The sequence below is a fragment of the Ruegeria sp. AP11 genome, from assembly GCF_056535865.1.
Genome location: NZ_JBQFJB010000001.1, coordinates 2,445,596 through 2,459,002, shown reverse-complemented (window position 1 = coordinate 2,459,002; position 13,407 = coordinate 2,445,596). Strand labels below are relative to the sequence as shown.

Annotated in this window: 9 protein-coding genes; 2 read left to right on the top strand and 7 right to left on the bottom strand. The window is 60.6% G+C overall.

All coding sequences use genetic code 11. From position 1 onward, the window contains the following. The first annotated feature begins 6 nt into the window (after positions 1 to 6). Entirely contained in the window at positions 7 to 723 is a 717-nt protein-coding gene (locus tag ACR3E4_RS12315; protein ID WP_480530327.1) for a response regulator, read from the top strand. Positions 724 to 907: 184 nt separating this feature from the next. Here ACR3E4_RS12315 and aspS read toward each other — a convergent pair whose 3' ends face one another. The 4 genes from aspS to ACR3E4_RS12295 all read right to left on the bottom strand — a co-directional run bounded on the left by aspS (position 908) and on the right by ACR3E4_RS12295 (position 5,158). Beyond that, positions 908 to 2,683, bottom strand: a complete 1,776-nt coding sequence (aspS, locus tag ACR3E4_RS12310) for an aspartate--tRNA ligase (RefSeq protein ID WP_480530329.1) — start codon at positions 2,681 to 2,683, stop codon at positions 908 to 910. Positions 2,684 to 2,760: 77 nt separating this feature from the next. Beyond that, entirely contained in the window at positions 2,761 to 3,432 is a 672-nt protein-coding gene (locus tag ACR3E4_RS12305; RefSeq protein WP_480530331.1) for a CPBP family intramembrane glutamic endopeptidase, read from the bottom strand. Next, positions 3,429 to 4,076, bottom strand: coding sequence for an aminotransferase class IV family protein (locus tag ACR3E4_RS12300; protein WP_480530333.1), 648 nt, complete (start codon positions 4,074 to 4,076; stop codon positions 3,429 to 3,431). Before ACR3E4_RS12300 ends, ACR3E4_RS12305 begins: the two co-directional genes overlap by 4 nt. Next, positions 4,031 to 5,158, bottom strand: a complete 1,128-nt coding sequence (locus ACR3E4_RS12295) for an aminodeoxychorismate synthase component I (RefSeq protein ID WP_480530335.1) — start codon at positions 5,156 to 5,158, stop codon at positions 4,031 to 4,033. The genes ACR3E4_RS12300 and ACR3E4_RS12295 overlap by 46 nt, the downstream gene beginning before the upstream one ends. Before the next feature lie 178 nt (positions 5,159 to 5,336). Here ACR3E4_RS12295 and carB point away from each other — a divergent pair, with 178 nt between their 5' ends. Continuing rightward, positions 5,337 to 8,681, top strand: coding sequence for a carbamoyl-phosphate synthase large subunit (carB, locus tag ACR3E4_RS12290; protein ID WP_480530337.1), 3,345 nt, complete (start codon positions 5,337 to 5,339; stop codon positions 8,679 to 8,681). Positions 8,682 to 8,732: 51 nt separating this feature from the next. Here carB and ACR3E4_RS12285 read toward each other — a convergent pair whose 3' ends face one another. The 3 genes from ACR3E4_RS12285 to ACR3E4_RS12275 are packed head-to-tail and all read right to left on the bottom strand — an operon-like array spanning position 8,733 to position 13,295. After that, positions 8,733 to 11,783, bottom strand: a complete 3,051-nt coding sequence (locus ACR3E4_RS12285) for an efflux RND transporter permease subunit (protein WP_480530339.1) — start codon at positions 11,781 to 11,783, stop codon at positions 8,733 to 8,735. A 10-nt stretch (positions 11,784 to 11,793) separates the two neighbouring features. Next, positions 11,794 to 12,831 (bottom strand): efflux RND transporter periplasmic adaptor subunit, encoded by a 1,038-nt coding sequence (locus tag ACR3E4_RS12280; protein ID WP_480530341.1) that lies wholly within the window; start codon positions 12,829 to 12,831, stop codon positions 11,794 to 11,796. Next, positions 12,828 to 13,295 carry a MarR family winged helix-turn-helix transcriptional regulator gene (locus ACR3E4_RS12275; protein ID WP_480530343.1) on the bottom strand — a complete coding sequence of 156 codons (468 nt, stop codon included), beginning with the start codon at positions 13,293 to 13,295 and terminating at the stop codon, positions 12,828 to 12,830. Before ACR3E4_RS12275 ends, ACR3E4_RS12280 begins: the two co-directional genes overlap by 4 nt. Positions 13,296 to 13,407: the final 112 nt, after the last annotated feature.

Here is a 13,407-nt window from a genome sequence, read left to right as displayed (position 1 = left end):
TCTGCCATGGACGATTCGGGACCTTTCGCTGCGCCGGCGCTGGCCACCAAGATGCGGCCACTGCTGGGCCAGACCATCCTTGTGGTCGAAGACAGCCGTTATGCCTGCGATGCAATTCGATTGATGTGCCTGCACAGCGGCGCGCGCATTCGGCGGGCGGATTGCCTGAAATCGGCGCGGCGGCATCTGCAGATCTATCGCCCCTCGGTGCTGATCGTCGATATGGGGCTGCCTGACGGATCGGGTGCCGATCTGATCGCCGAACATGCCAACGCGGTGCCGCGCATCGGTGTCATTCTCGGCCTGTCGGGCGATGACAATGCCAAATCACTGGCCCTACGCGCCGGGGCTGACGGATTTCTGGCCAAACCGCTGAGTTCTGTTGCTTATTTTCAGAAAACGATACTCGAACTATTGCCCGAAGATCGCCGACCCGGAGGGTTGGATGCGGTGCGGGACGAGGTCGTTCACCCCGATCCATTGGCCTATCAGGACGACATGGCCCATATCGCGGATGTACTCAGCGGTCCGACCGATCAGAGTACGTTGGACTACGCGGCGCAATTTCTGCACGGCGTAGCGCGCGATGCCGAGGATATTGTGCTGGCCGACGCAGCGAAACAGCTGGCTACCTCGCGCCAGCAGGGCAGCCCGCTGATGGCGCAAGCCGCCCGGCTGGCGGGGCTGGTACAAGAACGGCTGGAACGGCGGGAGGCGATCTGAGATGGTGACAGCCTATTTCGTAACCGCGTCCATCCTGTGCCTCTGGCTTTACCGCCAGACACGCATGACGGCGAAAAGCATCCGCAGCAACCGGCAGAATATCCGAAATCCGCTGGACTGAGGTCCATCCACAGGATGTGCCTGCCCAAAATGAAAACCGCCCGCACAAGGCGGGCGGCTTTGATCAATCCTGCGGGATGATGCGAAGACCCAGTTCCATCAACTGATCCGAGGTCGGATCAGAGGGCGCATCCATCATCAGGTCTTCGGCGCGCTGGTTCATCGGGAACATCATGACTTCGCGGATGTTGGCCTCATCGGCCAGCAGCATCACGATCCGGTCGATACCCGCAGCGCAGCCCCCGTGCGGCGGTGCGCCATAGTGGAAGGCGTTGAACAGCGCACCAAAGCGGGATTTCACCTCATCCTCGCCATAGCCCGCCAGTTCAAAGGCTTTCAGCATGATCTCGGGCTTGTGGTTCCGGATCGCACCCGAGACCAGCTCATACCCGTTACAGGCCAGGTCGTACTGGTATCCGCGCACGTCCAGCGGGTTGCCGTTCAGCGCATCCATGCCACCTTGGGGCATCGAGAACGGGTTGTGTTCAAAATCGATCGCGCCGGTTTCCTCGTCCTGCTCGTAGATCGGGAAATCCACGATCCAGGCAAAGGCGAAGCGGTCTTTTTCGGTCAGGTTCAGTTCCTCACCGATTACGTCACGGGCCTTGCCGGCGACCTTTTCAAAGGCCTTCGGCTTGCCGCCCAGGAAGAACGCTGCATCGCCGACACCCAGACCCAGTTGCTGCCGGATCGCCTCGGTCCGTTCGGGGCCGATGTTCTTGGCCAGCGGACCTGCGGCCTCCATCCCCTCGCCCTGATCGCGCCAGAAGATATACCCCATACCCGGCAGGCCTTCTTTCTGGGCAAACGCATTCATACGGTCGCAGAACTTGCGGCTGCCACCGGTCGGCGCGGGGATGGCTCGGATTTCGGTGCCTTCCTGCTCCAACAGCTTCGCGAAAATCGCGAAGCCAGACCCGCGGAAGTGGTCGGACACCACTTGCATTTTGATAGGGTTGCGCAGGTCGGGCTTGTCGGTACCGTACCACAGGGCCGAGTCCTTGTAGGAGATTTGCGGCCACTCCTGATCCACCTTGCGGCCACCGCCGAACTCTTCGAATACACCGGTCAGAACGGGCTGGATCGTGTCGAACACGTCCTGCTGCTCGACAAACGACATCTCAAGGTCCAACTGGTAGAAGTCGGTCGGCGAACGGTCGGCGCGCGGGTCTTCGTCGCGAAAACACGGCGCGATCTGGAAGTATTTGTCAAAGCCCGACACCATGATCAGCTGTTTGAACTGCTGCGGCGCCTGCGGCAACGCGTAGAACTTGCCCGGATGCAGACGTGACGGCACCAGAAAGTCGCGCGCGCCTTCGGGCGAGGATGCGGTGATAATCGGCGTCTGATATTCGCGGAAACCCTGATCCCACATCCGACGGCGCATGGATGCTACAACGTCCGAGCGCAGCGTCATGTTGCGCTGCATCGCCTCGCGGCGCAGGTCGAGGTAACGATAGCGCAGGCGGGTTTCCTCGGGGTATTCCTGATCGCCGAAGACCATCAGCGGCAGTTCGTCGGCGGCCCCCAGCACTTCCAGTTCGCGCACATAAACCTCGATTTCGCCGGTGGGCAGTTTCGGGTTCACCAGATCGGCATCACGCGCTTTTACGGTGCCGTCGATGCGGATACACCATTCGGACCGCACCTTCTCAAGCTCAGCGAATGCCGCGCTGTCACCGTCGCACAGAATCTGGGTCACGCCGAAATGGTCGCGCAGGTCGATGAACAGCACGCCGCCGTGATCTCGGACCCGATGCACCCAACCGGACAGGCGAACGGTTTCACCGACATTGGCGGCGGTCAGAGCGGCGCAGGTGTGGCTGCGATAGGCGTGCATGGAATATCCCTTCGGGCGCAGAATTCGTCGCGCCGATACACCCTGTCAGGCCCGGAAAGTCAAGGCAGGTCGCGCCGTCAAAACGGCCTTTGCACGTTGCCTGAATAGAAATAGACGCCCAGCCCCACGGCAAAGATGATATTCCCCGCAATCGCGTGCAGCAGAACGGCATAGAAGAACGAGCCGCGCTTGCGGTATGCCCAGCAGAACAGCAGCCCGCCGACAAAGGTCATGATCGCGACGATCCAACTCCAATACATCAGATGTGCGAAGGAAAATATGGCCGCGTTCAGGATGTCGGCCCAGCGCCCTTCGGGCAGAATGGCGTGGTATCGGCGGAAGAACAGCGGGCGAAATAGCAACTCTTGCGGCAGCGCCGACAACAGCGGATAGCCGATCCAGATGAAGGCCAGCATCTCGGGCTGGTGTTTCAGCAGAAAAAAGGCGGCATCGGGGCGGGTGGCATAGATCAGCGTGGTACAAAATGCCGCCATCACAAGCGAGAACAGCACCAGTTCGCGCAGCGACCAATTCCTCCAAGCGTATCGAAGTTCCGCCCAATAGAAACCGGGCGTCGCGTGCAGCAGGACAATGCCCAGCCCCGTAAAGGCAAAAAGCGCCGGAAACATCCAGTTGGGCGGAAAGAAAACTGCAATCAGCAGGGGCATGGCAATGAAGAACGCACCGAACTCGAACCACAGTCGCGATAGTGCGGCCGAAGAGACTGTCGTCGTCTCATCGCTGGTCATTGACCCACCAACTCTGCCCGGATCAGACCGCGCAGGGAATTACCCATATACACGGTTTGCGCGTCTTTCAGATCGTTCAGGGACAAAACTGCCTCGGTAAACTCTTCTTTTTCCAACAGCTCTTCGCGCAAGACACCCGGCAACAGCCCGCTGGACAGCGGCGGGGTGAAACGGTCTCCGTCCCGGGTTTCAACGAACAGATTGGTGATCGACCCTTCGCAAAGCTCGCCTCGTTCGTTCAGAAACAGCAACTCGTCGACACGCTGGGGAATTTCGGCACGGGCCCTGTCATAAATAGCGCGCCGGGTGGTTTTATGGCGCAGCCAGATATCGTCTGAGGCCAAGCAAGTTTCCGATACCGCCAGCCGCCAGATGGCCGGGTTATCGGCAAGCCGAGCGGTAGTCAGATCGAAATCGCCCGCAGCATCCAAGGTCAGGCGGCAGCGCAGCGGTGCGGCGCCGGTCACTTCGGACAAGGCCGCCTGTGCGGCGACACTGTCAAAAGGAAGCGACAGCGCCTCAGCCGAGCGGGCCATGCGGGCGATATGCCGATCCCGTCGGACGAAACCTTGTCCGGGTCGGAAGCCCAGAGTTTCAATCAGGCGGAAATCAGGCTCAGTTGGTGGGCGAAGCGGGCTTTCCATAGCGCCTCCTCATATTCCGACGGGGCGGTGCTGTCCCAGACCAGACCACCGCCGACATTCAGGGTCGCCTTGCCGTCTTCGACCATGAGCGTGCGGATGGCCACATTGAATTCAGACCGCCCATCCGGCGCCGCCCAGCCAATGGTGCCGCAATAGACATCGCGCGGCCAGGGCTCCAGTTCGGACAGGATCTCCATGGCGCGAATCTTGGGGGCTCCGGTGATTGAGCCACATGGAAACAGCGCCGTCAGGATATCCGAAAGACCGACCCCAAGGTGCAATTGCGCCTGCACCAGCGACACCATCTGATGGACGGTTGCATAGGTTTCGACCTTGAACAGCTCGGGCACCTTGACCGACCCGGCCAGCGCCACGCGGCTGATATCGTTGCGCAGCAGGTCGACGATCATAAGGTTTTCCGCGCGGTTCTTTTCGTCCGAAGTCAAAAAGGCACGGCGGCGTTCGTCTTCGACAGGGTCCTCGCTGCGCGGCTGGGTGCCCTTCATCGGGCGCGTTTCGATCCGACCTTCGGCATCGGTCCGAAAGAACAGCTCGGGCGAGCGGCTGAGCAGATCGGGCAACCCGTCCTGCTCAACCAATGCGCCATGGCCGACAGGCTGACCCGCCGCAAGCGTCGCATAAAGCGCGGCACTGCCGTCGGTCACGTCAAGGTCAATCGGGAAGGTCAGATTCGCCTGATAGATGTCCCCGGCACCGATGGCGTCATGCACCGTGCGGAAGGCCTGCGTATAGCGCGCCTCGTCCCAACGGGGTTGAAACGCAGTGATGCCACCGATGTCTTTTGACAGGCCAACACGATCCGGCGCGTCATACACACCGAAACACAGCAGCGGCAGCCGCCGCCCTTCGGGCAGGCGATCCGCGAGACGCGGTTCCAGCACATAACCCAGCTCATAGCTTGCATATCCGGCCAGCCAGCCTCCGTCCGCGCGCGCCTGATCCAGCGCCGCCAGAGCCTGGGGCACCTCCTCCGCCTGATCCGCGCGGATAATCCGGGACGGACGCTCGAACCGGGTTCCGCGCCCGGCTGGTCCTTGATCGAAACGAATACGCAAGTGCATCCTCATTTATCGTGCTGCGCGATATAGAGGATACGACAGCAGGCGAAAGGGGGGAAAGCGGCAATTTCGCCTCGGTTTCCGATACCTCTTGCACCTTTTCGCGCGGTCCCTATAACGCAGGACAATTTGGGCGCTGGGGCGGTGCCCTGACTCGCGGACAATCGAAGGAACAAGGCCAATGCCGAGAAGAACCGACATCCAGTCGATCATGATCATCGGGGCGGGCCCCATTGTTATCGGTCAGGCCTGCGAGTTCGACTATTCCGGCGCACAGGCCTGCAAGGCGCTGCGCGAGGAAGGCTACCGGGTCATTCTGGTGAACTCGAACCCCGCGACCATCATGACCGACCCCGGTCTGGCCGATGCCACCTATATCGAGCCGATCACCCCCGAGGTCGTCGCCAAGATCATCGAGAAAGAGCGCCCCGACGCCCTGCTGCCCACCATGGGTGGGCAGACCGGGCTGAACACCTCGCTGGCGCTGGAAGAAATGGGCGTGCTGGACAAGTTTGGGGTCGAGATGATCGGCGCCAAGCGTGACGCCATCGAAATGGCTGAAGACCGCGCTCTGTTCCGCGAAGCGATGGATCGGCTGGGGCTGGAAAACCCCAAGGCCACCATCGTGACCGCACCCAAGCGCGAAGACGGGTCCACCGATCTGGATGCGGGTGTGCAGATGGCCCTGGACGAGTTGGAAGAGATCGGCCTGCCCGCCATCATCCGCCCGGCCTTTACCTTGGGCGGCACCGGTGGCGGTGTGGCCTATAACCGCGAGGATTACATCCATTTCTGCCGCTCGGGCATGGATGCCTCGCCCGTTAACCAAATCCTCGTCGATGAAAGCCTGCTGGGCTGGAAAGAATACGAGATGGAGGTGGTGCGCGACACCGCCGACAACGCCATCATCGTCTGCTCCATTGAAAACGTCGATCCAATGGGTGTGCACACGGGTGACTCGATCACCGTGGCCCCGGCGCTGACGCTGACCGACAAGGAATACCAGATCATGCGCAACGGCTCGATCGCCGTTCTGCGTGAGATCGGCGTGGAAACCGGTGGCTCGAACGTGCAGTGGGCAATCAACCCCGATGATGGTCGTATGGTTGTGATCGAGATGAACCCGCGTGTATCGCGGTCTTCGGCGCTGGCGTCCAAGGCAACCGGTTTCCCGATTGCCAAGATCGCCGCGAAACTGGCCGTAGGCTATACGCTGGACGAGTTGGACAACGACATCACCAAGGTCACGCCCGCCAGCTTCGAGCCGACCATCGACTATGTCGTCACCAAGATCCCGAAATTCGCCTTCGAGAAATTCCCCGGTTCCGAACCGTACCTGACCACCGCGATGAAATCGGTGGGTGAGGCCATGTCCATCGGTCGCACCATCCACGAATCTATGCAAAAGGCATTGGCCTCGATGGAATCGGGTCTGACCGGTTTTGATGAGGTCGAAATCCCCGGTCTGAATGTGGGTGTCTGGGAAGAGGCCGACGACAAGGCCGCCGTGATCAAGGCGATCAGCCAGCAGACCCCCGACCGCCTGCGCACCATCGCGCAAGCCATGCGTCATGGTCTGACCGACGATGAAATCTTTGGCGTCACCAAGTTTGACCCATGGTTCCTCGCCCGCATCCGCGAGATCATCGAGACCGAGCGCGTAGTGCGCAAGGATGGGCTGCCAGTGACCGAGGAAGGCATCCGCAAGCTGAAGATGCTGGGCTTCACCGACGCGCGTCTGGGCAACCTGACCGGCCGTGACGAAGACAATGTCCGCCGCGCCCGCCGCAATCTGGGCGTCAACGCGGTGTTCAAGCGCATCGACACCTGCGCCGCCGAGTTCGAGGCGCAGACGCCTTATATGTATTCGACCTACGAAGCTCCGATGATGGGTGAGGTCGAGTGCGAGGCACGCCCGAGCGACCGCAAGAAGGTCGTCATCCTAGGCGGTGGCCCGAACCGGATCGGTCAGGGCATCGAGTTCGACTATTGCTGCTGTCACGCCTGTTTCGCGCTGACCGACGCGGGCTATGAAACCATCATGGTCAACTGCAACCCCGAGACGGTTTCAACCGACTATGACACCTCGGACCGTCTGTATTTCGAGCCGCTGACTTTTGAACACGTCATGGAAATCCTGACGAAGGAACAGGAAAACGGCACCCTGTACGGCGTCATCGTACAGTTCGGTGGCCAGACGCCGTTGAAACTGGCCAACGCGCTGGAGGCCGAGGGCATTCCGATCCTGGGGACCACGCCGGACGCCATCGATCTGGCCGAAGACCGGGAACGGTTCCAGGCGCTGGTCAACGAGTTGGGCCTGAAACAGCCCAAGAACGGCATTGCCTCGACTGACGAACAGGCGCTGGAGATTGCCGAGGAAATCGGTTTCCCGCTGGTGATCCGCCCCTCTTACGTTCTGGGTGGCCGCGCGATGGAAATCGTGCGCGATATGGACCAGCTGCGGCGGTACATCAACGAGGCCGTGGTGGTCTCGGGCGACAGCCCCGTTCTGCTGGACAGCTATCTGGCCGGTGCGGTCGAGCTGGACGTGGATGCACTGTGCGATGGCACCGACGTGCATGTTGCAGGTATCATGCAGCATATCGAAGAGGCCGGCGTACACTCGGGCGACTCGGCCTGTTCGCTGCCACCCTATTCGCTGTCGAAAGAGATCATTGACCAGATCAAGGATCAGGCGTTCAAACTGGCCAAAGCGTTGAACGTTGTGGGCCTGATGAACGTGCAGTTCGCCATCAAGGATGACGAGATTTATCTGATCGAGGTCAATCCGCGCGCCAGCCGCACCGTGCCCTTCGTGGCCAAAGCCACAGACAGCGCGATCGCCTCTATCGCTGCGCGCGTAATGGCCGGTGAGAAACTGGAGAACTTCCCGAAACGCCCCCCTTACAAAACTGTCGATGACACCAAAATCGCCGACCAGATGACGCTGGCCGACCCCGACATGCCGTGGTTCTCGGTGAAAGAGGCGGTGCTGCCCTTCGCCCGCTTCCCCGGCGTCGACACCATTCTGGGCCCGGAAATGCGCTCAACCGGCGAGGTCATGGGCTGGGACCGCGACTTCCCGCGCGCCTTCCTCAAGGCGCAGATGGGGGCTGGGATGGTGCTGCCGTCTTCGGGTCGTGCCTTCATCTCGATCAAGGACGCGGACAAAACCGCCGCGATGCTGGAGGCCGCGCAGGTTCTGGTTGATCAGGGCTTTACCCTGGTCGCCACACGCGGCACTCAAAGCTGGCTGTCCGATCAGGGCGTCCCGTGCGACGTGGTGAACAAGGTCTATGAAGGCCGCCCCGACGTTGTGGATATGCTGAAAGACGGTCAGGTTCAGCTGTTGATGAACACCACCGAAGGCGCGCAGGCGGTCGAGGACAGCAAGTCTATCCGCTCGATCGCGCTGTATGACAAGATCCCCTATTTCACCACCGCCGCCGCCAGCCACGCCGCCGCGCTGGCGATCAAGGCGCAGGCCGAAGGGGATGTCGAGGTGAAGTCCCTGCAGGGCTGACCGGACGTTTCACACAAAAAAGCCCCGGCACGACGCCGGGGCTCGTTTCGTTTAGACTACGGGTTGCGGTGCTGGTTTCCACCGTTCTTCCCGTGAAAAAAACAGCAGATAAAACACCGGCGCGGCGACCATGGTCAGGATAGTGGCAAAGGCCAGACCACCCATGATCGTCACTGCCATCGACACGAAAAACGCGTCCGTCAGCAGCGGCGCCATCCCCAGAATGGTCGTGATCGCGGCCAGCATCACCGGACGCAGACGCGATACGGATGCCTCGACAATCGCGGGACGCAGGGCTTTGCCGGTGGCACGGACCAGATCGATCTCTTCGACCAGCACGATGCCGTTCTTGATCAGCATGCCCGAAAGGCTCAGCAGCCCCAACAGCGCCGTAAAGGTGAACGGAAGGCCCGTCCCAAGCAGACCGATGACCACACCGTTGACGGACATCGGGACCAGCAGCCAGATGATGACAGGTTGCCGGATCGCGTTGAACAGCAGCACCGAGATCAGCACCATGATCAACAGGCTCAGGGGCAATTGCCGCCCGAGGCTGGCCTGCGCGTCGCCCGAATCCTCGAACTCACCGCCCCATTCCATTCTGTAACCGATGGGCAATTCCATCGCTTCAATGGCACCACGCACTTCGGAATGAACCTGCGCGGCGGTCATCTCGGGCGGGATGTCGGCACCAACCGTAATAGTCAGCACCCGGTCACGCCTGTGGACCAGCGTGTTGAGCGCCTTGTATTCGAACCCATCCACCATCTGCTCGATGGGAACGAACCGTCCCGATTGATCGGAATAGACTACCTGATCGACGATTGAATACTCTCCATCCGCCGGACGGCGCAGAATGATCGGAATCTGGCGGTCGCGTTCACGCAGAACGCCCCCCGTGATGCCATCGGTCGAGAATTGCAGCGTGGCCGCGATATCCTCGCGCGTCACCCCTGCTGTCTGGGCCCGTTCGGTGGCATAGATCGGCTGGACGGCCAGTTCCTGTTCGCGCCAGTCGTGATGCACATGCAGCGCGTTCGGAGAGGCCGCTGACATGCGCTGCACGGCTTCTTCGGCCAGTTGGCGCAATACAATCGGATCACTGCCCGAGAACCGGGCCTGAATCGGGTCGCCGCCGCCCGGACCAAAAATCAGCCGTTTGGTGCGGAACTCCCCTTCGGGAAATTGGGCTGAGCCGAACGCTTCGAGATCGGCCTGCAATGCCGGGATATCGTCAAGCGTTTCGGTGCGGATGATCATGTGGCCATAGCTTGGGTTCGGCTTTTCGGCCGCATAGGTTAGCATGAATCGCGTCGCCCCCTGCCCCACGAATGTGGCGACCGAGACAACATCATCACGCTGCGCCAGCCAATCCTCGAACACGGTCATGTCTTCGGCGGTGCGGGCAATCGGAGTGCCTTGCGGCAGCTTGTAGTGCACGAAGAACAGCGGTGTGTTCGAGTTGGGGAAGAATTGCTGTTTCATCAGCCCGAAGCCCGCGAAACAGGCGACCGTGATTCCGATCAACCCGGCGACCACCAGCCAGCGGAACCGCAGCGCCCAGTTCAGGATCGCGCCATAGACGCGGAACAGGATGCCGCCATAGGCATCAATCTCACCCTCTTTACCCTGTTTGAAGAAATAGTGCCCCAGCAGCGGTGTGACGGTGATTGCCAGAACCCAGCTCAGCAGCAGCGAAATACCGATCACGGCGAATAGCGAGAACAGGAATTCTCCGGTGGCATCGGGGCTAAGGCCGATTCCGGCGAACGCCATGATCCCGATCACTGTCGCCCCAAGCAGCGGGATTTGCGTTTTCGACGCGACCTCTTCGGCAGCATCGCGCGAGGATTTGCCACGCAGCATCGAAATCTGCATTCCCTCGGCCACCACGATGGCGTTGTCGACCAGCATCCCCATGGCGATGATCAGGGCGCCCAGCGAAATCCGCTCCATTTCAATCGAGAACATCGACATGAAGAGCAGCGTCCCAACGACGGTCAGCAGCAGGGTCGTGCCCACGACAATGGCTGCGCGCCAGCCCATGAAGATGCCCAGAACGGCGACAACAATGCTCACCGACATGGCCAGATTCAACAGGAAGGCGTTCGAGGCCTCATCGACAACCACATGCTGCTGATAGATCGGCAGGATTTCGACGCCAAAGGGGATTTCGGAATCCAGCTCGGCCAGCTTGGCATCCGCGCGTTGACCGACCTCGACAATGTTTTCCGTGGCAAGCCCGGCGATGCCCAATGTGAAGGCCTCGGTCCCGTTGAACCGGATCATGATATCGGGATCGTTTTGCCGCCCGCGGTAGACGTCGGACATATCAAAGAGGTTGATCACCTGCCCCTGCGACCCGACCGACAGTCCGGCGATGGCCGAAACACTGTCCGATCCTTCTGCCGTCAAGATCGTGGTCCGGTCACCTGCGGACCGCAACGAGCCCGAGGCGTTGACCGAATCCGCATTTGCGATGGCTTCGTTGATCGCCTGTAAGGGCACGTTCTGATTGACCGAGATCGACAGGTCGGGTTCGATGAAAATTGCCTCGTCCGGCAGACCCTGAACCTCGACATCGGCGACGCCGCTGACCGTCAGCAATTCGCGGCGCAGGAAGGTGGCCAGCTCGTGTTTCTCGGCGTCTGAAAACCCGTCTGCCGTAACCGCGTAAAACAGGCCGAACACATCCCCGAACCCGTCATTCACATATGGCACACCCACGCCCGAAGGCAAACCGCGTGCCGCATCGCGCACCCTGGCGCGCAGACGGGTCCAGATGTCGGGCAACTCGCTGCCGTCATAGGTGGATTTGATCTCAACCTCGATCAGCGACTGTCCCGGCTGGTTGACCGAGGTGATGACATCCACTTCGCCCATCTGCTGAATGGCGGATTCCAGTGGCTCGGACACCTCCAACGCCACCTGCTCGGCGGTCGCGCCGGGATATTGGGTCGCGATAACCGCCTGTTTGATTGTAAAGGCCGGGTCTTCAAGGCGGCCCAGAGACAGGAAGCCCCAGATGCCGCCGAACAGGGCGATCAGAATGAACAGCCACGTATAGAGCGGCCGGTCGATCGAAGCGCGTGCGATGCTCATGAATCCGCCCTCAGTTCGAGAAACCGACAAAGCGGCGGACGGTCTGGCCGTCACTCAGTGCGCCCCCGCCAGCCACAACGATTTCATCGCCATCCGTCAGACCGGTGAGCACACGCACATCGCCGCTTTGCGTAGGTTCAATCGTTACGGGAACCCGGCGGACGGTGCCTTCGTCGGCCCCAGCCGGAGAGAAGACCAGCACGCCCAGCGCCCCGCTGGCGTCAGCAACGACAGCCGTCGGCGGAATTATGATGCCGGTGCGTTCGTCCTGCACCTGAACCGTGACCGTTACGGAGGAACCCGGCAAGATCTGCAGCCCCTCGGGCGGTGTCAGGCCGAACTGAATGCGGAAGGTCTGACCCACGCTTGAGGATTCGGCGTCGAACTCTCGTATCTCCAGCGGAAAGATCTCATCGCTGACCGGGAACTTGGCGGTGATCGTTATGTCATCCTGCTGCCCCGAGCGCTGAAACAGAATTTCAGGCACATCGACCTCGATCCGCAGCTCGGACATATCGTGGATCCGAACGATAGGTGTGCCCGCGGAAACCGTGGTAAACGCCTCAACCGCGCGACTTGAAACCAGCGCATCGAACGGTGCGGTCAGCGTCGCATGTTCCATCTCATATTCTGCATCCCGCACTGCAATCGCGGCCAGTTGCGCGGCAGTTTCGGCGTCGTCAACGGCCACCTGGCTGGCCGCCGTTCCACGTAGGCGCGACAGGCGGGCAAGGGTGCGATCCGCCTGATCTTTTTGCAGCCGCGTGCGGTCAAGCTGTAACTCGAATGGCTCCTGATCGAGGCGGGCAATCAGTTCTCCCTTCGGGATCACAAAGCCTTCGGCCACAGGCATCTCGACGATTTGACCGGCGACCTGAAACGCGAGATCAACAGTCTGGCGCGCGGCAATACGGCCAAAGAACTGGCGCGAAAAACCGGGCGAGGTCTCGCTGACCTGCATCAGCTTCACGGGCTTGGCCGGCTCTTGCGCAACGGCGGGGGCGGTCAGAATGGCCAGAACAAGGCAAACAGAGGTCAGGAGTTTCATTTCTTCAGTCCCTCGGGAATTCCGGTTTTCAGAATGTTGTCGCGGATTTTACGCGCCAGACGGGCGAATTCAGCGGTTTCTTCGGTATTCAGGCCAGATGCACTGTGAAACAGCTCTCCGGCCACGGCCACCAGCATATTGCGCGCCTCTTCGCCTTGTTCGGTCAGGACCAAAAGCCAGGCGCGGCGATCTTCGGGGTCGCGTTGTCGGGTCAGGTGCCCGGCATTTTCAAGCGCATCAGCGGTTGCCGTGATCGTGGACGGCACAGTCAGCATATCTGCGGCCAGCACCCCCATACGTTTGGGCGCATCCAGCTTGATCAGCATGTGACATTCCTGATGGCTCAGGTCTGTTTCGATGCAGTCAAAGCTTTCTTCCAGTTTCCAGTAAAGCGCATAGACCCCCATCATCGCCTGAATCTCAGGGCTTAGGCGTCCCAATCGCGTGCTGATGTCATCTGACATTGTGGTGTTCCGTCCGAGTCGCGGCGGAATATACTTCGAATTATGAACTATTCAAGTTTTGAAGCGGCCACCGACACATTCCCTTGGGTCAACACATCTTGATCAAAGCCAG

Excerpts from the sequence above, each read along its gene's own strand:
- ACR3E4_RS12315 (WP_480530327.1), top strand. The coding sequence starts at position 7 with ATGGACGATTCGGGACCTTTCGCTGCGCCGGCGCTGGCCACCAAGATG.
- aspS (WP_480530329.1), bottom strand. The coding sequence starts at position 2,683 with ATGCACGCCTATCGCAGCCACACCTGCGCCGCTCTGACCGCCGCCAAT.
- ACR3E4_RS12305 (WP_480530331.1), bottom strand. The coding sequence starts at position 3,432 with ATGACCAGCGATGAGACGACGACAGTCTCTTCGGCCGCACTATCGCGA.
- ACR3E4_RS12300 (WP_480530333.1), bottom strand. The coding sequence starts at position 4,076 with ATGGAAAGCCCGCTTCGCCCACCAACTGAGCCTGATTTCCGCCTGATT.
- ACR3E4_RS12295 (WP_480530335.1), bottom strand. The coding sequence starts at position 5,158 with ATGCACTTGCGTATTCGTTTCGATCAAGGACCAGCCGGGCGCGGAACC.
- carB (WP_480530337.1), top strand. The coding sequence starts at position 5,337 with ATGCCGAGAAGAACCGACATCCAGTCGATCATGATCATCGGGGCGGGC.
- ACR3E4_RS12285 (WP_480530339.1), bottom strand. The coding sequence starts at position 11,783 with ATGAGCATCGCACGCGCTTCGATCGACCGGCCGCTCTATACGTGGCTG.
- ACR3E4_RS12280 (WP_480530341.1), bottom strand. The coding sequence starts at position 12,831 with ATGAAACTCCTGACCTCTGTTTGCCTTGTTCTGGCCATTCTGACCGCC.
- ACR3E4_RS12275 (WP_480530343.1), bottom strand. The coding sequence starts at position 13,295 with ATGTCAGATGACATCAGCACGCGATTGGGACGCCTAAGCCCTGAGATT.